This is a genomic window from Kribbella sp. NPDC056345 (genome assembly GCF_042262745.1).
Lineage (GTDB): Bacteria > Actinomycetota > Actinomycetes > Propionibacteriales > Kribbellaceae > Kribbella.
In genome coordinates, this window is the sequence record NZ_JBHJQQ010000005.1 from 568118 (window position 1) to 592354 (window position 24237).

The 24237-nt window shown below is 68.5% G+C and carries 23 protein-coding genes; 11 read left to right on the forward strand and 12 right to left on the reverse strand.

Translation table 11 applies throughout. The features are described 5' to 3' along the window. Positions 1-121: 121 nt before the first annotated feature. Genes hisH through hisD form a run of 4 tightly spaced genes read right to left on the reverse strand, consistent with a single transcriptional unit; the run spans position 122 to position 3799 of the window. Positions 122-763 carry an imidazole glycerol phosphate synthase subunit HisH gene (gene hisH / locus ACFCV3_RS21355; protein ID WP_376032281.1) on the reverse strand — a complete coding sequence of 214 codons (642 nt, stop codon included), beginning with the start codon at positions 761-763 and terminating at the stop codon, positions 122-124. Then, positions 760-1359, reverse strand: a complete 600-nt coding sequence (hisB, locus tag ACFCV3_RS21360; RefSeq protein ID WP_376032283.1) for an imidazoleglycerol-phosphate dehydratase HisB — start codon at positions 1357-1359, stop codon at positions 760-762. Before hisB ends, hisH begins: the two co-directional genes overlap by 4 nt. Then, entirely contained in the window at positions 1356-2474 is a 1119-nt protein-coding gene (locus tag ACFCV3_RS21365; protein WP_376032285.1) for a histidinol-phosphate transaminase, read from the reverse strand. Before ACFCV3_RS21365 ends, hisB begins: the two co-directional genes overlap by 4 nt. Then, entirely contained in the window at positions 2471-3799 is a 1329-nt protein-coding gene (gene hisD / locus ACFCV3_RS21370; protein WP_376032287.1) for a histidinol dehydrogenase, read from the reverse strand. The genes ACFCV3_RS21365 and hisD overlap by 4 nt, the downstream gene beginning before the upstream one ends. 110 nt (positions 3800-3909) lie before the next feature. Between hisD and ACFCV3_RS21375 the strand changes: the two genes are divergently transcribed. The 3 genes from ACFCV3_RS21375 to ACFCV3_RS21385 all read left to right on the forward strand — a co-directional run bounded on the left by ACFCV3_RS21375 (position 3910) and on the right by ACFCV3_RS21385 (position 5307). Next, positions 3910-4578 (forward strand): LON peptidase substrate-binding domain-containing protein, encoded by a 669-nt coding sequence (locus ACFCV3_RS21375; RefSeq protein ID WP_376032289.1) that lies wholly within the window; start codon positions 3910-3912, stop codon positions 4576-4578. A 188-nt stretch (positions 4579-4766) separates the two neighbouring features. After that, entirely contained in the window at positions 4767-5003 is a 237-nt protein-coding gene (locus ACFCV3_RS21380) for a YlcI/YnfO family protein (protein WP_132415221.1), read from the forward strand. A gap of 1 nt (position 5004) precedes the next feature. After that, positions 5005-5307 (forward strand): type II toxin-antitoxin system PemK/MazF family toxin, encoded by a 303-nt coding sequence (locus ACFCV3_RS21385; RefSeq protein ID WP_376032291.1) that lies wholly within the window; start codon positions 5005-5007, stop codon positions 5305-5307. Position 5308: 1 nt separating this feature from the next. Here ACFCV3_RS21385 and ACFCV3_RS21390 read toward each other — a convergent pair whose 3' ends face one another. After that, a complete protein-coding gene (locus tag ACFCV3_RS21390; protein WP_376032293.1) occupies positions 5309-6118 on the reverse strand; it encodes an SDR family oxidoreductase in 810 nt (269 codons plus the stop codon). A gap of 62 nt (positions 6119-6180) precedes the next feature. On the opposite strand from ACFCV3_RS21390, the gene ACFCV3_RS21395 reads away from it, so the two are divergent. After that, positions 6181-6966: a helix-turn-helix domain-containing protein gene (locus tag ACFCV3_RS21395; RefSeq protein WP_376032295.1), complete on the forward strand. Its 786-nt coding sequence runs from the start codon at positions 6181-6183 to the stop codon at positions 6964-6966. Here ACFCV3_RS21395 and ilvD read toward each other — a convergent pair. Beyond that, entirely contained in the window at positions 6963-8813 is a 1851-nt protein-coding gene (gene ilvD, locus ACFCV3_RS21400) for a dihydroxy-acid dehydratase (RefSeq protein ID WP_376032298.1), read from the reverse strand. The two genes, ACFCV3_RS21395 and ilvD, sit on opposite strands and share 4 nt — an antisense overlap. A 156-nt stretch (positions 8814-8969) precedes the next feature. Here ilvD and ACFCV3_RS21405 point away from each other — a divergent pair, with 156 nt between their 5' ends. Genes ACFCV3_RS21405 through ACFCV3_RS21430 form a run of 6 tightly spaced genes read left to right on the forward strand, consistent with a single transcriptional unit; the run spans position 8970 to position 14777 of the window. Next, positions 8970-9935, forward strand: a complete 966-nt coding sequence (locus ACFCV3_RS21405) for an RNA polymerase sigma factor (RefSeq protein WP_376032300.1) — start codon at positions 8970-8972, stop codon at positions 9933-9935. Between the two features lie 54 nt (positions 9936-9989). After that, the gene (locus ACFCV3_RS21410; protein WP_376032303.1) at positions 9990-11006 is read left to right on the forward strand and encodes an SAM-dependent methyltransferase; all 1017 of its coding nucleotides are present in this window, start codon (positions 9990-9992) and stop codon (positions 11004-11006) included. A 9-nt stretch (positions 11007-11015) separates the two neighbouring features. Then, entirely contained in the window at positions 11016-11858 is an 843-nt protein-coding gene (locus tag ACFCV3_RS21415; protein WP_376032305.1) for a helix-turn-helix domain-containing protein, read from the forward strand. After that, positions 11855-12265, forward strand: coding sequence for a VOC family protein (locus ACFCV3_RS21420; RefSeq protein ID WP_376032306.1), 411 nt, complete (start codon positions 11855-11857; stop codon positions 12263-12265). The genes ACFCV3_RS21415 and ACFCV3_RS21420 overlap by 4 nt, the downstream gene beginning before the upstream one ends. A gap of 46 nt (positions 12266-12311) precedes the next feature. Further along, on the forward strand, positions 12312-14147 hold the full coding sequence (recQ, locus tag ACFCV3_RS21425; RefSeq protein ID WP_376032308.1) for a DNA helicase RecQ: 1836 nt from the start codon (positions 12312-12314) through the stop codon (positions 14145-14147). 60 nt (positions 14148-14207) lie between these two features. Beyond that, entirely contained in the window at positions 14208-14777 is a 570-nt protein-coding gene (locus ACFCV3_RS21430; protein WP_376032310.1) for a dihydrofolate reductase family protein, read from the forward strand. Here ACFCV3_RS21430 and ACFCV3_RS21435 read toward each other — a convergent pair. The 3 genes from ACFCV3_RS21435 to ACFCV3_RS21445 form a co-directional block, all read right to left on the reverse strand. Then, positions 14770-15909 (reverse strand): serine hydrolase domain-containing protein, encoded by a 1140-nt coding sequence (locus ACFCV3_RS21435; protein ID WP_376032312.1) that lies wholly within the window; start codon positions 15907-15909, stop codon positions 14770-14772. The two genes, ACFCV3_RS21430 and ACFCV3_RS21435, sit on opposite strands and share 8 nt — an antisense overlap. A 62-nt stretch (positions 15910-15971) precedes the next feature. Then, positions 15972-16331: a VOC family protein gene (locus ACFCV3_RS21440; RefSeq protein ID WP_376032314.1), complete on the reverse strand. Its 360-nt coding sequence runs from the start codon at positions 16329-16331 to the stop codon at positions 15972-15974. Between the two features lie 30 nt (positions 16332-16361). After that, the gene (locus ACFCV3_RS21445) at positions 16362-17165 is read right to left on the reverse strand and encodes a helix-turn-helix transcriptional regulator (protein ID WP_376032316.1); all 804 of its coding nucleotides are present in this window, start codon (positions 17163-17165) and stop codon (positions 16362-16364) included. A gap of 81 nt (positions 17166-17246) precedes the next feature. On the opposite strand from ACFCV3_RS21445, the gene ACFCV3_RS21450 reads away from it, so the two are divergent. Then, on the forward strand, positions 17247-18437 hold the full coding sequence (locus ACFCV3_RS21450; protein WP_376032318.1) for an MFS transporter: 1191 nt from the start codon (positions 17247-17249) through the stop codon (positions 18435-18437). On the opposite strand, the gene ACFCV3_RS21455 is transcribed toward ACFCV3_RS21450, so the two are convergent. Genes ACFCV3_RS21455 through dnaE form a run of 3 tightly spaced genes read right to left on the reverse strand, consistent with a single transcriptional unit; the run spans position 18412 to position 24233 of the window. Further along, positions 18412-19968: a DUF3352 domain-containing protein gene (locus tag ACFCV3_RS21455; protein WP_376032320.1), complete on the reverse strand. Its 1557-nt coding sequence runs from the start codon at positions 19966-19968 to the stop codon at positions 18412-18414. The genes ACFCV3_RS21450 and ACFCV3_RS21455 overlap by 26 nt on opposite strands. 51 nt (positions 19969-20019) lie before the next feature. Beyond that, positions 20020-20655 (reverse strand): hypothetical protein, encoded by a 636-nt coding sequence (locus ACFCV3_RS21460; RefSeq protein WP_376032322.1) that lies wholly within the window; start codon positions 20653-20655, stop codon positions 20020-20022. A 23-nt stretch (positions 20656-20678) separates the two neighbouring features. Beyond that, entirely contained in the window at positions 20679-24233 is a 3555-nt protein-coding gene (gene dnaE / locus ACFCV3_RS21465; protein WP_376032324.1) for a DNA polymerase III subunit alpha, read from the reverse strand. Positions 24234-24237 lie beyond the last annotated feature (4 nt).

The following is a 24237-nucleotide window of genomic DNA, read 5'->3' on the forward strand; positions in this document are numbered from 1 at the left end:
ACCTTGGCGAGTGAGTGTGACACCGCCGTTGGGCACTGAGAAGGGCTGGCAGCCCGAAAATCGGACACTCCCCCCAAACCGTGACCGACCGTCAGGAGTAAAACCAGTTAGACAACTGGTACTAGAGCGAGCGGACCCAGTTCTCCAGGACGGTCGCGCCGGCGTCGCCGGACTTCTCCGGGTGGAACTGGGTGGCGGTCAGTGGGCCGTTCTCGACCGCGGCCACGAACGGATCGTCGCCGTACGTCGTCCAGGTCACCAGCGGGGTCACCGATTCGCGGGTGTCTTTGAGCTCCCACGAACGGACGCCGTACGAGTGGACGAAGTAGAAGCGTTCCTTGTCGACGCCCTCGAACAGCCGGGTGCCGGCCGGTACGTCGATCGTGTTCCAGCCCATGTGCGGAACCGGCTGCCCTGCCGACGGCTGGAGGCGTTCGACCGTGCCGGGCCACTGCTCGCAGCCGTCGGTCTCGACGCCGTGCTCGATCCCGCGGGCGAAGAGGATCTGCATGCCGACGCAGATGCCGAGGACCGGGCGGCTGCCGGTCAGGCGGCGGTCGACGATGGCGTCGCCGCGGACCGACTTCAGGCCGGCCATGCAGGCAGCGAAGGCGCCGACGCCGGGGACCAGGAGTCCGTCGGCGTTCAGCGCCTCGTCGAAGTCCGAGGTGACGGTGACGTCGGCACCGACGCGCTGCAGGGCCCGCTCACCGGAACGGATGTTGCCCGATCCGTAGTCGAGGAGAACGACCTTCTTGCTCACAGGGCGCCCTTGGTGGACGGGATCCCGGGCTGGCGCGGGTCGAGCTCCGCGGCGGCCCGCAGTGCGCGGGCGAAGGCCTTGAACTGCGCCTCGACGATGTGGTGCGGGTCGCGACCGGACAGGACCCGGATGTGGATGCAGATCGCGGCGTTGAACGCGAGCGTCTCGAAGACGTGCTGGGTCAGCGAACCGGCGTAGTCGCCGCCGATGATCGCGTAGACCTGACCGTCGGGCTCACCGGTGTGCACGCAGTACGGCCGGCCGGACAGGTCGACCGTGCAGTGCACGAGCGCCTCGTCCAGCGGCACGGTCGCGTCGCCGAAGCGGCGGATGCCCTTCTTGTCGCCGAGGGCTTCTTTCAGAGCTTGCCCGATACCGATCGCGGTGTCCTCGACCGTGTGGTGCGCGTCGATCTCGAGGTCGCCGACCGTGTTCACGTGCAGGTCGAGCAGCGCGTGCTTGGCCAGCGCGTTGAGCATGTGGTCGTAGAAGCCGACCCCGGTCGAGATGTCCGCCCGGCCGGTCCCGTCGAGGTCGAGCTCGACCAGGACCTTGGACTCACTGGTCTCGCGATCGATCCGCGCCGTACGCGTCATGACAACCTTCCCGTGTCTGTCTTGAGAATGCGCTCCAGTGAAGCGCGGAACGCGGCCATCTCCTCGCCCGTCCCGATCGAGACCCGCAGCCAGCCGTCCGGGCCGGTTTCGCGGATCAGGATGCCGTCGTCGAGCAGCGCCTGCCAGACGGCGTGCCGGTCGGCGAAGGTGCCGAACAGGACGAAGTTCGCATCCGAGTCGACCGCGCGCAGCCCTTGCGCGCGCAGCCAGACAACCGTCTCGTCCCGCTCGGTGCGCAACTGCTCGACCCGGCCGAGCAGCTCGTCGGAGTGCCGCAGCGCAGCCCGGGCGACCGCCTGGGTCACCGCGGACAGGTGGTACGGCAGCCGCACGATTCGCAGCGCATCGACCAGTTGGTTGCTCGCGGCAAGGTATCCGACCCGGCCACCGGCCAGCGCGAACGCCTTCGACATCGTCCGCGCCACCGCGAGATTCGGGTACGACGGCAGCAGCGAGAGCGCGCTCGGAGTCCCGGTACGCCGGAACTCGCCGTACGCCTCGTCGACGACCAGAACCGCACCGATCGCGGCCGTGCGCGCGGCCAATGCCTCGACGACCTGGATCGGCAACGCCGTACCGGTCGGGTTGTTCGGCGAGGCGAGCAGCACGACCGACGGGCGGTGCCGTGAGATCGCGGCGAGCGCCTTGCTCTGGTCGAGCGTGAAGTCCTCGGAGCGGCGGCCCGTGACCCAGGCCGTGTTGGTGTCGCGCGCATACTCCGGGTACATCGAGTACGTCGGCGCGAACGAAAGCGCCGTACGACCCGGACCACCGAAGGCCTGCAGCAGGTGCAGCATGACCTCGTTGGAACCGTTCGCCGCCCAGATCTGCTCGGGCGACAGGTAGGCGCCGGACTCGCGACCGAGGTAGGCCGCGAGATCTGCGCGCAGATCGAGGAACTCACGGTCCGGGTAGCGGTTGAGACCACGCGCTGCCGCCGTCACCGACGCGGCGATGTCGGCGACGGTCTCCTCGCTCGGCGGGTACGGATTCTCGTTGACGTTGAGCAGGATCGGTACGTCGAGCTGGGGCGCGCCGTACGGCTCGAAGCTCTTCAGCTCGTCGCGGATCGGTAGTCCGTCGAAGCGGCTCATGCGTCAACCCCTGGGAAGCGGACGGACACCGCGGCACCGTGGGCCGGCAGATCCTCGGCGTTGGCCAGGGCAACGACGTGACCGGCCACCTCTTCGAGAGCGTCACGCGAGTAGTTGATGACGTGCACCGCCTTCAGGAAGCTGCGCACGGACAGGCCGGACGAGTGACACGCGCAACCGGCGGTCGGCAGGACGTGGTTCGAGCCGGCGCAGTAGTCGCCGAGCGAAACCGGCGACCAGCCACCGACGAAGATCGCGCCGGCGTTCGTGATCCGGGCCGCTCGCTCCTCGGCATCGACGGTCTGGATCTCGAGGTGCTCAGCGGCGTACGCATCGACAACCGCGGTGCCCTGCTCAAGATCATCGACCAGTACGACGGCCGACTGCTGACCGTTGAGTGCCTCGGTCACGCGGTCGGCGTGCTTGGTCTTCGCGACCTGGATCGGCAGCTCTGCCTCGACAGCCGCGGCCAGGGTCTCGCTCGGCGTGACCAGGACGCTGGCGGCCATCGGGTCGTGCTCGGCCTGGCTGATCAGGTCAGCGGCGACGTGCTCGGCGTCGGCCGAATCGTCGGCGAGGATCGCGATCTCGGTCGGGCCGGCCTCGGAGTCGATACCGACCTCACTCTGGAGGAACCGCTTCGCGGCCACGACGTAGATGTTGCCGGGGCCGGTGACCAGGTTGACCTTGCGGCACCCGTCGAAGCCGTAGGCGAAACCGGCGATCGCCTGCGCGCCGCCCATCGCGTAGACCTCGGTGATGCCCAGCATCGCGCAGACCGCGAGCACCGTCGGGTGCGGCAGACCGCCGAACTCCTTCTGCGGTGGGGAGGCCACCGCGAGCGAGGGCACCCCGGCAACCTGAGCCGGTACGACGTTCATCACGACACTCGATGCCAGCGGGGCACGCCCACCCGGCACGTACAGCCCGACGCGCTGCACCGGCACGAAACGCTGGGTGACCCGGCCACCCGGCGCGGGCTCGGACGCGATGTCGGCGGTCTTCTCGTCCTCACTGACCTCGCGGACGCGGCGGATCGACTCCTCGAAGGCCGACCGCACGGTCGGATCCAGCTCCTCCAGCGCGGACTTCAGCGACGCCTCCGGAACCCGGACGTCGTCCACGCGCACATGGTCGAACTTCTCGCCGTACTCCCGAATGGCTGTCAGTCCGCGATGACGGACGTCCAGACAGATGGGTCGGACGACGTCGAGAGCCTTCTCGACGTCGAACACGGCTCGGGGGACGAGGGCGTTCACTTCGGCTTGGAGGTCGGACACCTCACCGGCCGCCACTCGGCCCCGCAGGTCGACGCGGCGAATCATGGGCTCAGTCTAGTGGTGACGCGCCGTGCCTCCGACCGCATATCCAGGGATCGAACCGTACGCACCGTCACACCACGTGACGGGATGACTTGTCCACTACGCTCACTTGTATGGACTCCCGCCTGCCGCTGCTCACTGTCGACACGGTGATCTTCCCTGGGCTGGTGCTTCCGATCCCGGTCACCGACGTCCAGGGCCGCGCGGTGATCCGCGACCTGGTCGAGAACGGTGGCGAGATGATGTGCGGCGCGCTCGCGGTCCGTGACGGCTACGAGCTCGGCGAGCGCGTCTTCCGCTCCCTGTACGGCACCGGCTGCTCCGCGACCATCTCCGAGATCCGCCTGGACGCGGACGACGACGGCCCGGTCGAGATCACGCTGACCGGCAGCCACCGGTTCAAGGTCGCCGAGCTCGACGGCGGCGGCGACTACCTGGTCGCGGACGTCGAATGGCTCGACGAAGAACTCGGCGAAGACCCGCTCGGCGCCGCCACCGTCGCCGTCGGCCGCTTCCGCCGCTACGCCGAAGCCGTCTCCGCCATCAGCCGCCCCGGCCTCCACCTCGGCGACCTCCCCGACGACCCCAGCACCCTGTCGTACCTGATGTCCGCCGCCATGACCCTGCTCACCCCCGACCGCCAGAAACTCCTCGAAGCCACCGACACCACCGACCGCCTCACCCAACTGGTCGGCCTCCTGGACTCGGAGCTCTCGGCAATCACCGCCCTCCCGTCCCTCCCAGCCACCGAGCTCAGCTGGTCCTCCATGTCCCCCAACTGAGTCGACCCCACGTGGTCACCGGCACGAAGGACAGGAGGTACTCCGCCGAAGCGGCCCTCCGGACGGCGTGCCGAGCGTGAATCCCTTCGGACGAGGCCCACACCTCCTGTCCTTGGCGCCACCTCCGCTCCCCCAACCACGTGCACGGTGGGGTGACCGCGTGAATCCCGGTGCGGTATGGTTTTGGTATGAGCAAGCAGATTACGGTGCGGTTGCCGGATGAACTGGTCGACTTCATGGACCAGTTGGTGGCGACCGACAAGGCGACGAGCCGGGCCTCGGTGGTGGCCCGGGCGATGGAGCGTGAGCGGCGGCGGGAGCTGGCTGCGCGCGACCTGGCGATTCTGGCCGAGTACGGCGACTATCCGGAGTTCGAGGGGATGGCACCGGCCGCGGCCGGGACCGCGTTGAGCGATCTCGACTGAGATGCGGCCACTGCACATCGCCCGGCTGGACAAGCCGCGGCCGGTGATCGTGCTGACCCGCGAGCTGATCCGCCCGCGGCTCACCAACGTGACAGTCGCACCAATCACCAGCACCATTCGTGGGCTCTCCACCGAGGTGCTCGTCGGCCCGCAGAACGGGCTCGACCATGCGAGCGCGATCTCCTGCGACAACATCCAGACCATCCCGAAGGCCCACCTCGGCCGCCTGATCGGCTACCTGCATCCCGACCAGGAGCCGGCCCTCGCCGAGGCCATCAGCCTCGCCTTCGACCTCGAGATCTGACTCAGGCCTTCGCCGCGAGCGGACGCCAGGCTGCCCAGGTCTCCAGCCGCCGGCGATACGCAGCTTCGACAACCGGGTACGGATAGGTGCCCAGGAACAACCGCAGCGGTGGCTCCTCGGAGTCGACCAGTTCGAGGATGACCTCGGCGGTGGCTTGCGGGTCCTGCGGGGTGCGGGCGGTGGCACCGGCTCGCCGGGCTTCGCGGATGGGCTCGTACGCCGGGATCGGCTCGGCGTGGACAGCCGACGTACCGGACCAGTCGGTGCCGTAGGGACCGGGCTCGACGATCGTGACGTGGATACCGAGCGGCCCGGCCTCTTGGGCGAGGGCCTCGCTCATTCCCTCGAGCGCCCACTTGGACGCGTTGTAGAGCCCGAGGCCGGGGAAGGCCGCGAGCCCGCCGAGGCTCGACACCTGCAGCAGGTGCCCACTCCCCTGCGCCCGGAGGAACGGCAGCGCGGCCTGGGTGACCCACAACGGCCCGAGCACGTTGGTGTCGAGCTGCGCGCGAGCCTGCTCCTCGCCGACCTCCTCGACCATCCCGAAGAGACCGTAGCCGGCGTTGTTCACGACGACGTCGAGTCGCCCGAACGCCGTCACAGCCTCCTGTACGGCGGTCGTCACGGCACCCCGATCGGTGACATCGAGGCGGATCGGCAGCACGGTGCCGCCGTACTGGTCGACGAGTGGTTGCAGGGACTCGAGGTTGCGAGCCGTGGCGGCGACGCGGTCGCCGCGAGCGAGGGCGGCGGTCGCCCAGATCCGGCCGAAGCCGCGGGACGCGCCGGTGATGAACCAGGTCTTTGTCATGTCTCGACCCTCTGACTTCTGCCGTTCGGCAACCAGCACCCCGCCAGGGTTACCCTTCGAAGGTGGCCGCCGACAACGTCCTGGGCGAGTTCCTGAAGGCCCGGCGGGGCCGGGTTCCGGCCGCACACGCGGACTTGCCGAGCTCCGGCCGGCGCCGGGTTGCGGGACTTCGCCGCGACGAGCTCGCCCGGCTGGCCGGCATCAGCGAGCCCTACCTGACCCGCTTGGAGCAGGGTGTCGACCAGAACCCGTCGCCCCAGGTGCTGCAGGCGCTGGCTCGCGCGCTCGAACTGGACGCCGACACCGCGGCTCACCTGTTCACACTCGCCGGCCCTGATCCCGTGCGGCCGGCCGAGACCGCAGTCTCCGACGATGTCCACCAGTTGCTGGACACTTGGTCGCACACTCCGGCCTACGTGCGGAACCGGCGATTCGACGTACTGGCAGCGAACAAGTGGGCCCGCGCGCTCGCACCGATGTACGAACCGGGGCACAACCTGGCCCGGGACGTGTTCCTCGCTCCGGAGTCGCGAGACCTGTTCCCGGACTGGCCGGAGATCGCCGCGCAGACTGCGGCCGCTCTCCGCGCCGAGGCGGACCCACGGGATCCCCGCACCACCGATCTCATCGCCGAACTCGAGACGGACGCAGACTTCCGCGCCCTCTGGGGCCGGCACGACGCCCGGCCGGCACGCGATGAACTCAAGCGCTTCGCGCACCCGATCGTCGGCGACCTCGCGCTCCGACGGCAGGCTCTCACCGTCGGAGGTGCCGAGGACCAGGTGATCATCGTCTACCAGGCCACCCCCGGAAGCCCGTCGGCGGCAGCTCTGACCAGACTGATCTAGCCGAGCTTGGTGACATCCCGTACGGCGCCCTTGTCGGCGCTGGTGGCCATGGCGGCGTAGGCGCGGAGGGCTTGGGAGACCTTGCGTTCGCGGGCCTTCGGGGCATAGACGCCGTTCAGTGCGGTACGGCGGGTGTCCAGCTCGGCGTCGTCGACCAGGAGCTCGATCGAGCGGTTCGGGATGTCGATCCGGATCTGGTCGCCGTCCTGGACGAGTGCGATCGTGCCACCCGAGGCGGCCTCCGGGGAGGCGTGGCCGATCGAGAGACCCGACGTACCGCCGGAGAAGCGGCCGTCGGTGACCAGAGCGCAGACCTTGCCCAGGCCGCGGCCCTTCAGGAACGAGGTCGGGTACAGCATCTCCTGCATGCCCGGCCCGCCCTTCGGACCTTCGTAGCGGATCACCACGACGTCGCCCGGCTGGACCTTCTTGGTCAGGATCTTGTCGACCGCTTCCTCCTGCGACTCGCACACCACCGCGGGCCCCTGGAAGGTCCAGATCGACTCGTCCACGCCGGCCGTCTTCACGACACAGCCGTCGACGGCCAGGTTGCCCTTGAGCACCGCCAGTCCGCCATCGGCGGAGTAGGCGTGCTCCAGGTCGCGGATGCAGCCGCCGGACGCGTCGGTGTCGAGCGTGTCCCACCGCTCCGACTGGGAGAACGCCGTCGCCGACCGCTTGCAGCCCGGCGCCGCGTGCCACAGCTCGACGGCCTCGGCTGACGGTGACCCGCTCCGCACGTCCCAGTTCTTCAGCCAGTCGCCGATGGAGGCGCTGTGCACTGTGTGGATGTCTTCGTTGAGCAGGCCGGCGCGGTACAGCTCTCCCAGGATTGCGGGGATGCCGCCGGCGCGGTGCACGTCCTCCATGTAGTACGTGCCGCCGGGTGCGACGTTCGGCGCGACCTTCGCGAGGCACGGCACCTTACGCGAGACCGCGTTGATGTCGTCGAGGTCGAAGTCGACCTCGGCCTCCTGGGCCGCGGCGAGCAGGTGCAGGATCGTGTTGGTCGAACCGCCCATCGCGATGTCGAGAGCCATCGCGTTCTCGAACGCGGCGCGGGAGGCGACGGTCCGCGGCAGTACGGTCTCGTCGTCGGTCTCGTAGTACCGCTTGGTGATCTCGACGACCGTGCGGCCGGCGTTCTCGTACAGGGCCTTGCGAGCGGTGTGGGTCGCCAGCACCGAGCCGTTGCCGGGCAGCGACAGGCCGATCGCCTCGGTCAGGCAGTTCATCGAGTTCGCGGTGAACATGCCGGAGCAGGAACCGCAGGTCGGGCAGGCGTTCTCCTCGATCCGCTGGATGTCGGCGTCGGAGACGTTCTCGTTGACCGCTTCGGACATCGCGTCGATCAGGTCCAGCTTGCGCACGGTCCCGTCGACCAGGGTCGCCCGGCCGGCCTCCATCGGGCCGCCGGAGACGAACACGGTCGGGATGTTCAGTCGCAGGGCGGCCATCAGCATGCCCGGGGTGATCTTGTCGCAGTTCGAGATGCAGACCAGCGCGTCCGCGCAGTGTGCCTCGACCATGTACTCGACGGAGTCCGCGATCAGGTCCCGCGAGGGCAGGCTGTAGAGCATGCCGCCGTGACCCATCGCGATCCCGTCGTCGACCGCGATCGTGTTGAACTCACGCGCGATCCCGCCGGCCTGCTTGATCGCCTCGGAAACGATCCGGCCGACCGGGGCGAGGTGGGTGTGCCCGGGCACGAACTCGGTGAAGCTGTTCGCCACCGCGACAATCGGCTTCCCGAAGTCTCCGCGGTCGACGCCGGAGGCCATCATGAGGGCGCGCGCGCCCGCCATGTTGCGGCCGTGGGTGACGGTACGGGACCTCAGATCAGGCACGACAATCTCCAGAACTAGAGCTACGAACGGCTCCACCCATGGTGCCACTAGCCGTCCGAATGCCGAAACGCCGGTCCCGTATGACGGATCCCTGACGCTCACCCGGTGCCGTGGGGGAGCACGTACCGCAGCCGGAGCAGTGCGTATCGTGGAGGTATGGAGCGCTCCACACCACCCCGCGCAGCGCAGCGTGTCGCGGTGGACGACGGCGAACTGGTGCGGGCGGCGCAAGGCGGTGACATCGGTGCACTCGGGACGCTGCTGGCTGCGCACCGGCCTGGGATGACTGCGGTGGCGGTTGCGGTGCTCGGGGCCGGAGCGGACGCGGATGATGCCGTGCAGGAGGGCATGACTGTCGCGCTGGCGCGGATTGGAGATGTGCGCGATCCGGGAGCGGTTGGGGCATGGCTGCGGCAGGTTGTGCGTAACGCTTGCCTGACGCAACTGCGCGCCCGGCAACCACTTCCGCTCGACGAGCTGCACGCCGTGCTGCCGTCCAGCGAGCCGGATCCGGCGGAGTTGCTGGAGCGGCATGCGACGCGGGACTGGGTTTGGCGTGCGCTCGAAGACCTGTCGCCACCACTGCGGCTCGTGGTGATGCTGCGGCACTTCAGCGGGGTCACGGCGTACCAGGACATTGCTACCGCCTGCAGCATCCCCGTCGGCACAGTCCGCAGCCGGCTGGCCAAAGCGCGCGGTCAGCTGACCGCGCGCCTGCTGGCCACGGCCGATGACACCCACGGTGACGTCAAAGCGCAGACCGCCGTACGGCGTCGCGAGGTCGAGGACATGCTGGTTGCGGCGGAGCGGGGGACGCTGGCCGAGGTGCTCGCGGCGTACTGGCGGCCGGATGCCGAGTTCAGCTGGTCGGGTGGTGGCGGCGACGCCAGCCGATTCCTGCGCGGGATGTACCAGGACATCGAAGACGGAGTCCGGGGCCGGGTGACGAACGTGCTCGCCAGCCGTGAGGTCGCGGTCTGCGAGATCGACCTGATCAATCCACCCGAGAACCCGTTCCACTGCCCACCGGCCGTGGTCTGGATCCAGCACCTGGAGGCCGGGCGGACGAGTCGCCTCCGGTTCTTCCACCCGCCTCGGAGCGTGCAGCCCATCCCCGCGTGACCCAGGTCACGGTCGATCCAGCGAACTTCCGGTCCGCTGCCGCATCCTGTCACCGTGAGCAACCAAGACGATCAACTCGCACGATTCGCCCTGGCCGGGCAGGCCCGCGACGTGGTCAAGGCATGGGTGGACGGTGCCCAGGTCCTGTCGCTGGTGACGGCACTCCGCGACAAGGGCTGGATGACGTACCTGGCCGAGCCGCGCACTCTCGACGCGCTGACCGCATTCTCCGGTCTGACGCCGGAGCGCGTCGCTGACCTGGTGACTGCGCTCGAAGCGCACGGCGTGGTCCAGCAGAACGACGGAGCGGTCCAGCTGACCGACTCTTTCGCGGCCCTGGCCGCGGACGACGCCTACATCGGTCTGGACGACGCTCTGGACCAGGCAGAGCTGCTGACCCGGATGATGCGGACCGCAGTCGAGGACCCCGGCCCGCTGCCGCTGTCAGAGCCGGACGCCCTCGTCACGGCACGTGCCACCGGCGGCAAGGCGACCCCGGTCACCGCTGCCCTGTACGACAAGCTTTTCCTCCCACAGATCCCGGAGCTGGCCGAGCTCATCCACACCGACCGTTTCCTCGATGTCGGCTGCGGTGTCGCCGGTGCCACGACGACTCTGGCCGGGTTGTTCCCCGACCTGCGCGGTACGGCGATCGAGCTCATCCCGACCGTCGCAGCCGAGACCCGGCGCCGGATCGACGCGCTGGGTGTGAGCGACCGGGTCGACCTCAAGGTGATGGACGCGCGGGAGTTCGACGAGAAAGACGTGTTCGGTTCGGCCTTCTGGGCGCAGCCGTTCTTCCCGGCGGAGACCCGGCAGGCGACGCTCGAGATGATCCTGCGGGCGCTGCGCCCCGGCGGCATCCTGTTCGTCCAGGAGATGGAGCCGCTCCCCGACGAGGCCGGGCGGCCGTCGTACACACTGCGCAAGCTGGTCGCCCAGGGTTGGGGCGTGCCGTTCGGCCGGACCGCCGAGGAGCTGGCCGACGAGGCGGTCGCGGTCGGGTTCGAACTGATCCGGATCGCCCAGACCGACTTCGGGCGGATGGTTCTTGTCGGTAGGCCGATCTAGCCTGGGGGCATGGCCGGGGTCACGCTTGTTCAGCGCACGGTGCACCCCGCCCTGCGTCCGTTCGTCGGAGACCTGATCGGCTGGGCGTACGACGGTGATCCGCCGGATCTGCATCGCGGATTGCCCTCGCAGTACCTGACGCTCGTCATCACCCTGGACGAGCCGCTCGGGATCGCCTGGCCGGACGGACCGGCCGGGAAGTACGACGCAGGTCTCAGCGGGCTGCATTCACGCGCGGTCCACGTCGGCGGCTCACCCAGTCGAGCGGGCGTGCAGCTGGCGCTGACTCCGGCCGGATCGCGTGCGCTCTTCGGGCTTCCACCGGGTGAGCTTGCCTTGCAGGTGGTCGAGCTCGACGAGTTCCTCGGGCCGTCGGCCCATCGGTTGGTGGATCAGCTGCGGGAGGCCGACTGCTGGACGGCGCGGTTCGACCTGGTCGAGCAGGCGCTGCTGCGGCAATGGTCCACTCCCCCACCGGCAGACGTACGCGCTGAGGTCGGCTGGGCCTGGCGACGGTTGCGGGAAACAGGTGGTGCGGTTGGGGTGCAGGAGCTCGCCGCCGAGGTCGGGTGGAGCCGGCGGCATCTGACTGATCGGTTCACGACCGAGTACGGTCTCGCGCCGAAGGTGGCGGCGCGGGTGCTGCGCTTCGAGCAGGCGGTCGCGCGGTTGCGGCAGCATCCGGGGATGCGGCTGGCCGACCTGGCCGCCGAGGTCGGGTACGCCGATCAGGCACATCTGACCCGGGAGTGGCAGGCGATCGCCGGGTGCTCGCCGCGGCAGTGGATGGCGGAGGAGCTCCCAAACGTTCAAGACCTGCCGGCCCTGGAGGTCGCACAGTCAGGGGTATGACCACAACGACGAAGACAGTCGGCGTCTGGCCGACACTGATCTACCGCGACGGACAAGCTGCGGTCCGGTTCCTCACCGAGGGGCTCGGATTTCAGCTGTCCGCCTCGTACCCCGGCGCCACCGAAGGGTCCATCGCGCATGCCGAGTTGCGGTGGCCGGTCGGCGGCGGGGTGATGCTGGGCTCGGTCGATGCGGACGCCGAGCCGAACGACTACTCGGTGCTGGCAGACCAGACCCAGGCCGTGTATCTCGTCCACGACGACCCCGACGCCTTGATCGGGAAGGCGATCGGAGCCGGGGCGGTCGTCGTACGGGGTCTGCGCGATACGGACTACGGCTCGCGGAGTTTCACCGTCCGCGATCCTGAGGGAAATCTGTGGGACGTCGGAACTTATCCGGGTGAATAAGGGGTTTCCGGCGATTCGGGCTCAGGGAGCTGCCTAGAATCGCGGGGTGACGGAAACAGCTGACGCTCTGCCCAGTGAAGCCTTGGACGTCCTGCGTCGTGTCTTCGGGTACGACGCTTTCCGTGGCGAGCAAGGCGACATCATCGACACGGTGATCGGCGGCGGTGACGCGCTGGTGCTGATGCCGACCGGTGGCGGCAAGTCGTTGTGCTACCAGATTCCGTCGCTGGTCCGATCGGGTGTCGGGGTGGTGATCTCGCCACTGATCGCGCTGATGCAGGACCAGGTCGATGCGTTGACCGCGCTCGGCGTCCGGGCCGGCTTCCTGAACTCGACGCAGGACTTCGAGCAGCGGCGTGAGGTCGAGCAGGCGTTCCTGGCCGGTGAGCTGGATCTGCTCTACCTCGCGCCGGAGCGGCTGCGCGTCGAGGCGACCGTGCGATTGCTCGACCAGGGCAAGATCGCGCTGTTCGCGATCGACGAGGCGCACTGTGTGTCCCAGTGGGGGCACGACTTCCGGCCCGACTACCTGATGCTGTCGGAGCTGCACGAGCGGTGGCCCGACGTACCGCGGATCGCGCTGACCGCCACGGCGACCGAGGCGACCCACCAGGAGATCGCCACCCGGCTGAACCTCACGGATGCGAAGCACTTCGTCGCAAGCTTCGACCGGCCGAACATCCACTACCGGATCGTGCCGAAGGACAACCCGCAGCGGCAGCTGCTCGACCTGCTGCGCACCGAGCACCCCGGCGACGCGGGCATCGTCTACTGCCTGTCCCGCAACAGCGTCGAGAAGACCGCCGCCTTCCTGACGCAGAACGGGATCGAGGCCGTTCCGTACCACGCCGGTCTCGACAGCCGGGTCCGCGCTCGCAACCAGTCGCGCTTCCTGCGGGAGGACGGGCTGGTCGTGGTCGCGACGATCGCGTTCGGGATGGGGATCGACAAACCGGACGTCCGGTTCGTCGCCCACCTCGATCTGCCGAAGTCGGTGGAGGGCTACTACCAGGAGACCGGCCGCGCGGGGCGGGACGGGCTGCCGTCGACCGCCTGGCTGGCCTACGGTCTGCAGGACGTCGTCCAGCAGCGCAAGATGATCGACACCTCCGAGGGCGACCTCGCGCACCGGCGCCGGCTCAGCGCGCACCTCGACGCGATGCTCGCCCTGTGCGAGACCGTGCAGTGCCGCCGTTCCCAGCTCCTCGCCTACTTCGGTCAGCACGGCGATGCCTGCGGCAACTGCGACACCTGCAACACCCCGCCGGAGTCGTGGGACGGCACGATCCCCGCGCAGAAGCTGCTCTCGACCGTTTATCGGCTGCAGCACGAGCGGGGGCAGAAGTTCGGCGCCGGTCAGCTGATCGACATCCTGCTCGGCAAGGAGACCGAGAAGGTCAAACAGTTCCGCCACGAGCAGCTGTCCGTCTTCGGCATCGGCACCGAGCTCAAGGACACCGAGTGGCGCGGTGTCATCCGTCAGCTCCTCGCGCTCCGTCTGCTCACCGTCGAAGGCGACTACGGCACCCTCGTCCTCACCGAGGACAGCGCCGAGGTTCTCGGCCGCCGCCGCGACGTGATGATGCGCCGCGAGCCCGAGCGCACCAAGTCCAAGTCCCGCTCCAGCAGCGGCAAGAAGGCCGCTGCCGCCGACCTCCCGGCCGAGCTGGTCCCGGTCTTCGAGCGCCTCCGCACCTGGCGCGCTGCGGTCGCCAAGGAACAGGGGGTCCCCGCCTACGTCATCTTCCACGACGCCACCCTCCGCCAGATCGCCATCGACCTGCCGACCTCGCTGTCCGCGCTCGGCACCATCAGCGGCATCGGCGAGAACAAACTCGCCAAGTACGGCGAAGGAGTCCTGGAGGCCCTTGCCGACGTCTGAGTGTCGAATTCGCGTGCTGCCGTTCGACGCGTAGTCGAACGCTCGGAAAGGAGCACGCACATGTCCTCATCGGTGTTGTTGATGTCGATGTCGCTCGACGGCTACATCGCGGGCCCGAACGACGTACCGGGGAATCCTGGTGGTGACGGGTTCATGCGGTTGCACGACTGGTACCAGCAGGGCGACGGGTCGTTCGGGCGGCCGGTCGGTCCGGCGGGCGCCATCTGGGACGAGCTGCACGACACCGGCGCGGTGTTCGTCGGTCGTCGGACGGCCGAGCAGGTGGATTACTACGGCGGCACGCATCACGGCGTACCGCTGTTCGTGCTGACCCGCCGTGCACCGGATGCGTTGTTCCCGCAGGTGCGCTTCGTGCACGACGTGGCCGAAGGGATGGCGGAGGCCAAGGCTGCAGCCGGTGATCGGGACGTCCTGGTGCACGGCGCTTCGGCGGCGCGTGCTGCCTTGGTGGCTGGCGTCCTCGACGAGCTGCAGATCGATCAGGTGCCGGTGCTGCTCGGTGCGGGTCGCCGGCTGTTCGACGTACTGCCTGAGCGCATCGAGCTGGAGATCGCGCGGGTGATCGACACTCCCGCGGCAACCCACCTGCGCTACCGCGTGGTCAGGTGAGCAACGGCTGCAGGGCGGCGAGGAACTGCGTCATCGTGGTATCGACCTGCTTGTTGCCGTCGGCAAGCAGTATGGCGACGGAGACGTTGCTACCGACGACCAGCAGGCTGGTGTGGTCGGGCATCTCACCGCGGTGGCCGTAGGACGGCAGGAGCGGCGGGAACTGGTGCTCGAAGAGCATCGTGCCGAGGCCGTACCGGCCCATGTTGGGGGTCATCTGGTCGACGAGATCCTGCGGTATGACGTGGCCGTAGTACAGCTGGTATCCCCAGTGGGCGACGGTCGGGGCGTCGGCGGCGAGCCCGGCGCTCGCGGCGGACAGACTGGCGACAGCTCGGCACGGAAGGTAGCCGTCCGGCGGGCCACAGACCGGATTGGTGTCCTCGGCCAACGGCGGTTGCGGCTTCTCGCCGTCCTGGAAGGCCGCGTGTTTCAGGCCGGCCGGGGTGGCGAGGTCGCGGCGCAGGACGGTCGCGAGCGGTTGCCCGGTGACCTTCTCGATCAGCAGGCCGAGTAACTGGAAGTTGGGGTTGCTGTAGCTGAAGGTCCCGGGCGCGACGACGGGTGCGGTGTCGTAGGCGAGCGCCTGCTCCGGTGTCCAGTGCTTGGCCGGCGCGGCCTTGATCGCCTTGTCCATCCGGCCGTAGTCGTCTGGCAGGTAGTTCGGCACCCCCGACGCCATCATCAGGTGCTGCCGAACGGTCGCACCGTTCTCGGTCAGCTTGTGCTTCACGTACGTCGAGATCGGCGCATCGAGGTCCACCTTGCCGGCCTTGACCAGCAGCATGATCTCGGCGGCCACGAACGTCTTCGTGATGCTCGCGACGCCCATCGCGGTCGTCGGCCGGAGCGGCGTACCAACGGCGTCCCGACCGGCTGCCCCCGACCACACCCACCGGTCATTGACCACCGCGGCCGTCACGCCCCGCGCACCCGACTCGAGACCCTGATCGGCCACAATCTTGTCGAGAGCAGCCTGCAACTTCGCCGCCTTGTCCGGAGCGAGCGCGACGGTCGCGGCCTCAGGAAATGACCATTCCCCAGTCGTCTCCGTCGCCCCCGGCTCTCCGCCCTCGCCCGCACAACCGCTCACCGCCGCAAGCACAACCGCGATCGTCCCCCAGAGCCTCATCCCCCGATGATCCCATTCCCCAGCTCCGCAACCCCTGCTTGGAGGACGCCTCGCGGGCCGGATTAGGTCTGGACTGCGTAGAGGGTGTTGTTGTCGGGGTCTTGGAAGGTGAACATGGGTGGGACGCCAGGCCAGGACAGTAGGTCGCTGGTGGGGACCTCGTTGGTGGTGAGGTGGTGGTGGGTGGCGGCTGCGTCGGGGGTGCCTAGCCGGATGCCGGTGTCGACGCCGGCCTCGGTGGCGAGGGTGAGGGCGAGGTCGGCGCCGGCGGGGGTTGCGACGACGATCCAGCGGCCGCCGAGTTGCGGGAGTGGGGTGTCGACGACCAGGGCGAAGCCGAGGGTCTTGGTGTAGAACTCCAGGGCGCGGTCCTGGTCCGTGACCGGGATGCCGACGGTGTGCACGCTGGTGAAGTGGTTCATGGTCTCTCCTCAGGGTGAAAGTGCTTTCACTCAGGAGGTAGAGACCGCGCCCGAGATTTCGACATCGGCGGGCAACGGATTTTCGAGCCCGTACAGCACGAGGTACTGATCCGGCGTGTCCAGTACGGCGAGCACCTCGTGGCGGACCGTCAGAATCCCGAGCACGGGGTGGTTGAGCCGCCGTACCCCGGACACGTGCCGCTTCACGTCCCGCCGCGGCCACCGCTCGGCGAACTCCGGAATCGCGAGCAGCTCCTCGACCAGTACGCCGTACTCCGGGTCGTCGACCAGATGTCCGGCGGCCGCGCGGAGGTGGGCGACGACGTCGTCCGCGACCTCGTCCCAGTCGAGGTAGAGCTCTCGGGCCGCGGGGCCGAAGGCGTACCGCGCGTTGTGCGGCCGGTCGGCTGAGAAGCGGTCGGGGAACAGGAAGGCGGCCGCGTCGTTCCAGGCCAGCACTTCGCCGATCCGCCCGAGCACTACCGCCGCGGTCGGGACCACCAGGAAGTTCATCGTGCGGAGCGCCGACTCCGAAACCGTCTGCGGCTCGATCGCCGGTGTCTCCACGTCGGCTGCCAGGGCCTTGAGGTGATCGGATTCGTCATCGGTCAGCCCGAGGGCGCGGATCAGCGCGTCGAGCACGCTGTCCGACGGGTGCGGGGCGCGACCCTGCTCAAGCCGGGTGTAGTAGCCGACGCTCACCCCGGCCAGGTCGGCCAGCTCCGCGCGCCGCAGACCGGGGGTCCGGCGGGGCTCGTCGGTTGCCGGCGGCGTCAGGCGCCCGCGGCGCTCTCTCAAGAACTCGCCCAGCTCCCGCTGCCGTGCCGATCGCACCCTGTCCTCCAACCTGGGTGTCCCTGTCAGGTCCACCCAGCAACCTTTTGTCAGCCTGATCTGAGGACCACGGTAGTAGTTGTGCCTCTTCGACGTTCAGCGACGACCGCAGCTGCCTTGTCCTTATTCCTGATCACCCTCAACGCCTCGACGGTGACCACGGCGTTGCCGATGATCGGCCGCGATCTCAACGCACACGCCGGTGTGGCCTGGGTGCTCACCGGCTACTCGCTCGTCTTCGCCGTCGTGCTGCTCCCGGCCGGGGCGTGGGCCGATCGGATCGGTGCCCGGCGAGCATTCGTGGCCGGTCTGGGCTTGTTCGCCGCGACTTCCGCGGGGTGCGCGCTCGCCACGAACCTCACGGTCCTGCTCGCGGCACGTGCCATTCAAGGCGTCGCGGCGGCGGTCATCCTCCCGTCCGGACTGTCGATGCTCAACGCGGCCTATCCCGAACCGTCCGAACGCGGCAAAGCCGTCGGCCGGTGGAGCGCAGCCGGAGCGATCGCGCTGGTGGTCGGTTCGCCGCTCGGTGGAGCGGTCACCTCGGCGATCGGCTGGCAGGGCACGTTCTGGATCAACGTCCCGCCGACGTTGCTCGCCTTGGCCGTCGCCCTCCGCGTCCCCGCCGCCCCGCGACCACAGCCGGTACGGCGGACGTCGTACCGGGAGCTGGTCACCGCGCCGGCGGTCGTGCTCAGCTCGGCGACCGGGTTCGCGCTGAACTTCGCGACGTACGGGACGATCTTCGTGGTGACGTTGTTCCTGCAGCAGGACCGCGGTCAGTCCGCGTGGGTGAGCGGCCTGGTGTTCATCCCGATGACGCTGCTCATCATCCCGGCGAATCTGCTGACCGGTCGGCTGGCGGCCAGGCTCGGCATCCGGCGCACCCTGCTACTCGGTCAAGGCCTGATGGCCGCCGGTCTGGCCGGTCTGCTGATCGGCGGGCCGGTCTGGGCGTTCGCCCTCTGGCTGCTGCCGCTCGGGCTCGGCGGCGGCCTGATCGCACCCACCACGACCACGCTGATGCTCAACGGCCTGCCGCCCACACACAGCGGATTCGGGGCCGGCCTGCTGAACGCGATCCGGCAATTCGGCAGCGCCGCGGCTCCCGCCGTACTGGCTCCGCTCGGGTTCCGGGTCTGCATGGTCCTGTCGGCGGCGGTCATCCTCGCCCCTGCCGTGCTCGGACGGGCACACGCAAAAGACCCGGACGGCTGTGCGGCCGTCCGGGTCTCTGGTGGAGCTGTTACTTCGCGACGACGCGGAGGGTGAACTCACCCTCGAAGTTGCCGGTGTTGCGGGCCACCATGCCCGCGGAGCGGAGCGCCTGCACGTCGGCGTTCGACTTCTCGCCCATCGCCTCGAGGACGCTGTTCAGACCGTCGAAGTCGACGTAGCCGATCGCGGTGGCACCCGTCACGTCCGGGAGCGCCAGCTTGAAGCTCTCCGAGCCGCCGAGGTTGCCGTTCTCGAGCACCTTGCCGGCGTACTCCTTGTCGGTCGAGACGACCAGGGTGTCACCGTCCTTGGCGGTCTCGATCGGCACCTGGACCGGCGACTGCTGCTGCAGGAGCGTGGTCAGCTTCGCGATCACCGGCTCGGCCTTGGCCGGGTCGGTCTCCAGCCGGGCCGCGATCTTCGGGCCGGCCGAGGCATCCTTGTCGACGACGACCGACAGGTTCTTGCCGAGCAGTGCCTTCAGGTCGTCCGGCAGCTTCAGGCCGGTCTGCTCAGCGAACCCCTGTACGACGTCGCCGAACTCACCGCTCTTCCCGAGGCTCTTCCACAGCGCGTCGATCGACGAGTCGACCCCCGACAGGCTGATCGCCGCGGCGGTCGTGTCCGGCAGCTTGGTGACGAGCTCGCTCGCGTCGGCCGCCTTCGTCACGATCTCCTGGTCGGCGCGGACGAAGCCCTTGAGCTCGACGTACTGCTCGTCGAACCGCAGCGCCGCGGCCATGCTGCCGTTGCCGATCGGGTCGACCTTGGCCGGAGCCAGCTCACCGACCGCCTTGGTCAGAGCGGCGAAGTCCGCCCACAGCGTCGCGAAGCCCGGCTCGCCGAGCTTCTCCAGGTCGGCCTGGTACTGCGTGTTCTCGGCCAGCGGGCTGGTCTTCGCGGCGGCCAGGGCCGAGTCGAGCTCGGGCTTGGTCTCGGCGACCACCATGTAGCCGTCGGTGAACGCGTAGGCCGAATCGTCGGGCTCCTTGACGCCCTTCTCCATCGCCTTGGTGGCTGCCTTCTCGTCCTTCACCTGGACCGCGAAGACGAGGCTCGGCTCCTTCTTCTTGGCATCGGTGGCCGGCAGCGCGGCCAGACCGATCCGGTCGCCGAGCCACGGCTCGACGTCCTTGGCGTAGTCGACGTCCTTGAGGTCGTCGTCGTCCGCCTTGATCGCCTCGAAGATCTTCTGCCGCAGGTCGTCCTTGTCGCCGGTCAGCTTCAGCTTGTCCTTGGCGGACGGGAACTTCATCAGGAACCGCAGCGCGGCCAGCTTCTGGCCGGCCGACGGGTTCAGATCCACGCGCAGGTAGCCGATCGCCGTACCGGGCAGCACCGTGTCCGGCTGCTTACCGCCGTTGAGCTTGCCATAGGCAAAGATTCCGCCGCCGGCGACGACCAGCACCATGGCCAGGGCCGCGACGATCGGGATCAGCTTGCCCCGCTTGGGTTTCGGCGCCTCCGGCTGCCACGTGCCGCCGCCCATCTGCATCTGCTCATAGGGAGCAACATGCTGCGGCGGGTACTGCGAACCACCCTGACCCGGGAACTGCGGGCCGGGCGGAGTGTTCTGGTCAGACATCAACTTCCCCCTCGTACGGACCGGTGGCCTCACCCACCGGACCAAGACACCTTAGTGCACCGGGGGGTGGCCCTCTGACGCAACAGGTTTCGAACCGGTTGCATCCGGCTCGGACCGCCAGGTGACGGCCGCAATCACCGCTGCGGCCAGTGCCGCACCCACCAACCAAGCCACGGCAGGCGTCCACGTGTGCAGCTCGAGCGGCGCCGCCACCAGGTCACCCGGCTTCGCAGCCTGCAGCCGATCGTTCAGCGAGTCGTGCCCCAGCAGCATCCCAACGCCCCAGGACACCCCGGACCCAAGGCAAGCACCCAGTACGACGATCGCCACCGACCACGGGCCGTAGTTCCGCAGCCACCAGAACAGGGCACCGCCGAGCAAGAAGGCAGCGACGAACCCGATCGCGGTGAACGTGCCGTCCGGCCCGAACACCCGGGTCATCTGCTCCTCCCCCAGCGCCCCGCCCTGCTCGTCCACCGTGTACTGCGCGAGCGGCGAGAACTGCTGCCACGCCCAGCCGCCGACAACCCCGGCCACCAGGAACACCACCACGGTGACCAGAATCGCCTTCGCCCACGGCATTTCCGGCTCGGGCGCCGGCGGCGCCCCGAACGGATTCATCGACGGCGGCGCAAGATAAGGCCCGGGCTGTCCGTAGACAGGCCGCGGGGGCAAGGAGTCACTCACCTCGACAGTGTGCCGCATCGCCCCTACCCGGCCAGGCAGGAGGGGCCGAGCAGGGCCTTCAGGTCGGCCATCAGCGAGGAGCTGGGGGTGACGCGGAAGCGGTCGCCGATCCGCATGACAGTTGTCTTCTGCCGCGCTTCCAGGCGCAGCTGGACCTCCGTCATCCCTGGGTGCGACTGCAGCACGTCGCGCAGCTGGTCGACGACGGGCTTCGTGCACCGGGTGACCGGCATCGTGATGACCACCGGCCCGCTGGGGCCCTGCGTCAGGTCGGGGACGACGACCTCGTCGCCACTCAGCTCGACCCGGTCCTCGCGCCGGCGGATCCGGCCCTTCATCAAGATGATCGCGTCGTTGCTGAGCAGGTGCGCGTGCAACTGGTACGCCGAGGAGAACATCATCACCTCGATCGAACCTTCGAGGTCCTCGATGGTGACGATCGCGTAGATGTCACCACGCTTGTTCACCTTGCGCTGGACCGCGGTGACCAGGCCGCCGATGGTGACCCGGGTGCCGTCGGGGCGATCCTCGTCACCGAGAAGCTGCCCGATCGTGCAGTCGGTGCCGTTGGTGAGCACGTGCTCGACGCCGAACAGCGGGTGGTCGGAGACGTACAGACCGAGCATGTCGCGCTCGTGCGCAAGCTTGGTCGCCTTGTCCCACTCCTCGATCTCGGGCACCCGCACCGACAGCCGGCTGTTCACCTCACCGTCGGCACCGGCCGGCTCCTCGTCTCCCATCGAGAACAGGTCGAACTGGCCGTGCGCCTCGTTCCGCTTGAGGTCGATCGCTTCGTCCACCGCCTGCTCGTGAACCGCGACCACCGCGCGCCGGGCGTGGCTCATCGAGTCGAACGAACCGGCCTTGGCCAGCGACTCGATCACCCGCTTGTTGCAGACCGGCAGCGAGACCTTGTCGATGAAGTCGACGAAGTCGGTGAACCGGCCCTTCTCCTCGCGGGCCGCGACGATCTCGGCCACCACGTTGACGCCGACGTTGCGGATCGCGGACAGACCGAAGCGGATGTCGGTCCCGACCGGGGTGAAGTTCGAGTCGGACTCGTTCACGTCCGGCGGGAGCACCTTGATCCCCATCCGGCGGCACTCGTTCAGGTAGATGGCCATCTTGTCCTTGTCGTCCTTCACCGACGTCAGGACGGCAGCCATGTACTCGGCCGGGTAGTTCGCCTTCAGGTACGCCGTCCAGTACGAGACCAGCCCGTACGCCGCGGAGTGCGCCTTGTTGAACGCGTAGTCGGAGAACGGGAGCAGGACGTCCCAGAGTGCCTTGACCGATCCCTCGGAGAAGCCGTTCTTCTTCATGCCCTCGGCGAAGCCGACGTACTCCGCGTCCAGCACCTCGCGCTTCTTCTTACCCATCGCCCGGCGGAGCAGGTCCGCCTTGCCGAGCGAGTAGCCGGCCAGGCGCTGGGCGATCTCCATCACCTGCTCCTGATACACGATCAGGCCGTAGGTGATACCGAGGATCGGCTCGAGGGCGACCGCGAGCTCGTCGTGCGGGTAGCTGATCTCCTGCTGCTTGTTCTTGCGCAGGGCGTAGTTGGTGTGGCTGTTCGCACCCATCGGGCCGGGACGGTAGAGCGCGCCGACCGCGGAGATGTCCTCGAAGTTGTCCGGCTTCATCAGCCGCAGCAGCGCCCGCATCGGGCCGCCGTCGAACTGGAAGACGCCGAGGGTGTCACCGCGGCCGAGCAGCTCGAAGGTCGGACCGTCGTCGAGGGTCTGGGCCAGCTCGTCCAGGTTCAGCGTGATACCGCGACTGGCCTCGACGTTCTTGACCGCGTCGTCCATGATCGTCAGGTTGCGCAGACCCAGGAAGTCCATCTTGACCAGGCCGAGCGTCTCGCAGCTCGGGTAGTCGAACTGGGTGATGATCTGACCGTCCTGGTCGCGGCGCATGATCGGGATCAGGTCGATCAGCGGCTCGCTGGACATGATCACGCCGGCCGCGTGCACACCCCACTGGCGCTTCAGGTTCTCCAGGCCGCGGGCGGTGTCGACGATCTTGCGGACGTCCTGGTCCTGCTCGTACAGCTGGCGGAACTCGCCGGCCTCGGAGTAGCGCTTGTGGCCGGTGTCGAAGATCCCGGACAGCGGGATGTCCTTGCCCATCACCGACGGCGGCATCGCCTTGGTGATCCGGTCCCCCATCGCGAACGGGTAGTCGAGCACCCGGCCGGCGTCCTTGATCGCCTGCTTGGCCTTGATGGTGCCGTAGGTGACGATCATCGCGACCCGGTCGTCGCCGTACTTCTCGGTGACGTAGCGGATCACCTCGGGGCGGCGGCGGTCGTCGAAGTCGATGTCGAAGTCGGGCATCGACATGCGTTCCGGATTCAGGAAGCGCTCGAAGATCAGACCGTGCTGGAGCGGGTCCAGGTCGGTGATCCGCATCGCGTACGCGCACATCGAACCGGCACCGGATCCACGGCCCGGGCCGACCCGGATGCCGTGCTCCTTGGCCCAGTTGATGAAGTCGGCGACGACCAGGAAGTAGCCCGCGTAGCCCTTCGAGGTGATGACCTCGATCTCGTACTCCGCCTGCTTGCGGACGTGGTCCGGGACGCCGGCCGGGTAGCGCTTGTGCAGACCGGTCTCGACCTCGGAGACGAACCAGGACTCCTCGTTGTGCCCCTCGGGGCAGGGGAAGCGCGGCATGAACCGGCCCTCCCCCTCGGTGAAGCTGACGTCGCACTGCTCGGCGATCAGCAGCGTGTTGTCACACGCCTCCGGGTAGTCCTTCCAGACCTCGCGCATCTCGGCCGCGGTCTTCACGTAGAACTCGTTCGCGTCGAACTTGAACCGGTTCGGGTCCGACAGGGTCGAGCCGGACTGCACGCACAGCAGCGCCGCGTGGGCGGTCGCGTCCTCGGCCTTGGTGTAGTGCAGGTCGTTGGTGGCCACCAGCGGCAGCCCGAGCTCCTTGGCCAGCCGGAGCAGGTCGCCCTGGATGTTCCGCTCGATGCCGAGACCGTGGTCCATCAGCTCGCAGTAGAAGTTCTCCTTGCCGAAGATGTCGCGGAACTCCGAGGCGGCCTTGATGGCCTCGTCGTACTGCCCCAGCCGCAGCCGCGTCTGCACCTCGCCCGACGGGCAGCCGGTGGTCGCGATCAGGCCCTGGCCGTACGTGTTCAGCAGCTCGCGGTCCATCCGGGGCTTGAAGTAGTAGCCCTCCAGAGACGCCAGCGAGCTCATCTTGAACAGGTTGTGCATCCCGGAGGTGTTCTTCGCCAGCAGCGTCATGTGGGTGTAGGCACCCGAACCCGAGACGTCGTCACGGCCCGAGTTCGCGTCGCCCCACTTGACCCGCTTGCGCTCGGTCCGGTGGGTGTGCGGTGTCAGGTACGCCTCGACGCCGATGATCGGCTTGACGTCGTACTTCTTCGCGGTCTTCCAGAACTCGTAGGCCCCGAAGACGAAGCCGTGGTCGGTGGTCGCGATCGCCGGCTGGCCCATCTCCTGGGCCGTTTTGAACAACTCGTCGATCCTTGCCGCGCCATCCAGCATCGAGTACTCGGTGTGCACGTGGAGATGCACAAAACTGTCGCTGGACCCCATATCG

Bases quoted from the DNA above. Each gene is read 5' to 3' on its own strand.
- ACFCV3_RS21405 (WP_376032300.1), top strand. From the start codon at position 8,970: ATGGAGCGCTCCACACCACCCCGCGCAGCGCAGCGTGTCGCGGTGGAC.
- ACFCV3_RS21430 (WP_376032310.1), top strand. From the start codon at position 14,208: ATGTCCTCATCGGTGTTGTTGATGTCGATGTCGCTCGACGGCTACATC.
- ACFCV3_RS21365 (WP_376032285.1), bottom strand. From the start codon at position 2,474: ATGAGCCGCTTCGACGGACTACCGATCCGCGACGAGCTGAAGAGCTTC.
- ACFCV3_RS21375 (WP_376032289.1), top strand. From the start codon at position 3,910: ATGGACTCCCGCCTGCCGCTGCTCACTGTCGACACGGTGATCTTCCCT.
- ACFCV3_RS21380 (WP_132415221.1), top strand. From the start codon at position 4,767: ATGAGCAAGCAGATTACGGTGCGGTTGCCGGATGAACTGGTCGACTTC.
- hisB (WP_376032283.1), bottom strand. From the start codon at position 1,359: ATGACGCGTACGGCGCGGATCGATCGCGAGACCAGTGAGTCCAAGGTC.
- hisD (WP_376032287.1), bottom strand. From the start codon at position 3,799: ATGATTCGCCGCGTCGACCTGCGGGGCCGAGTGGCGGCCGGTGAGGTG.
- ACFCV3_RS21415 (WP_376032305.1), top strand. From the start codon at position 11,016: ATGGCCGGGGTCACGCTTGTTCAGCGCACGGTGCACCCCGCCCTGCGT.
- ACFCV3_RS21455 (WP_376032320.1), bottom strand. From the start codon at position 19,968: ATGTCTGACCAGAACACTCCGCCCGGCCCGCAGTTCCCGGGTCAGGGT.
- ACFCV3_RS21385 (WP_376032291.1), top strand. From the start codon at position 5,005: ATGCGGCCACTGCACATCGCCCGGCTGGACAAGCCGCGGCCGGTGATC.
- dnaE (WP_376032324.1), bottom strand. From the start codon at position 24,233: ATGGGGTCCAGCGACAGTTTTGTGCATCTCCACGTGCACACCGAGTAC.
- ACFCV3_RS21435 (WP_376032312.1), bottom strand. From the start codon at position 15,909: ATGAGGCTCTGGGGGACGATCGCGGTTGTGCTTGCGGCGGTGAGCGGT.
- ACFCV3_RS21440 (WP_376032314.1), bottom strand. From the start codon at position 16,331: ATGAACCACTTCACCAGCGTGCACACCGTCGGCATCCCGGTCACGGAC.
- ACFCV3_RS21420 (WP_376032306.1), top strand. From the start codon at position 11,855: ATGACCACAACGACGAAGACAGTCGGCGTCTGGCCGACACTGATCTAC.
- ACFCV3_RS21390 (WP_376032293.1), bottom strand. From the start codon at position 6,118: ATGACAAAGACCTGGTTCATCACCGGCGCGTCCCGCGGCTTCGGCCGG.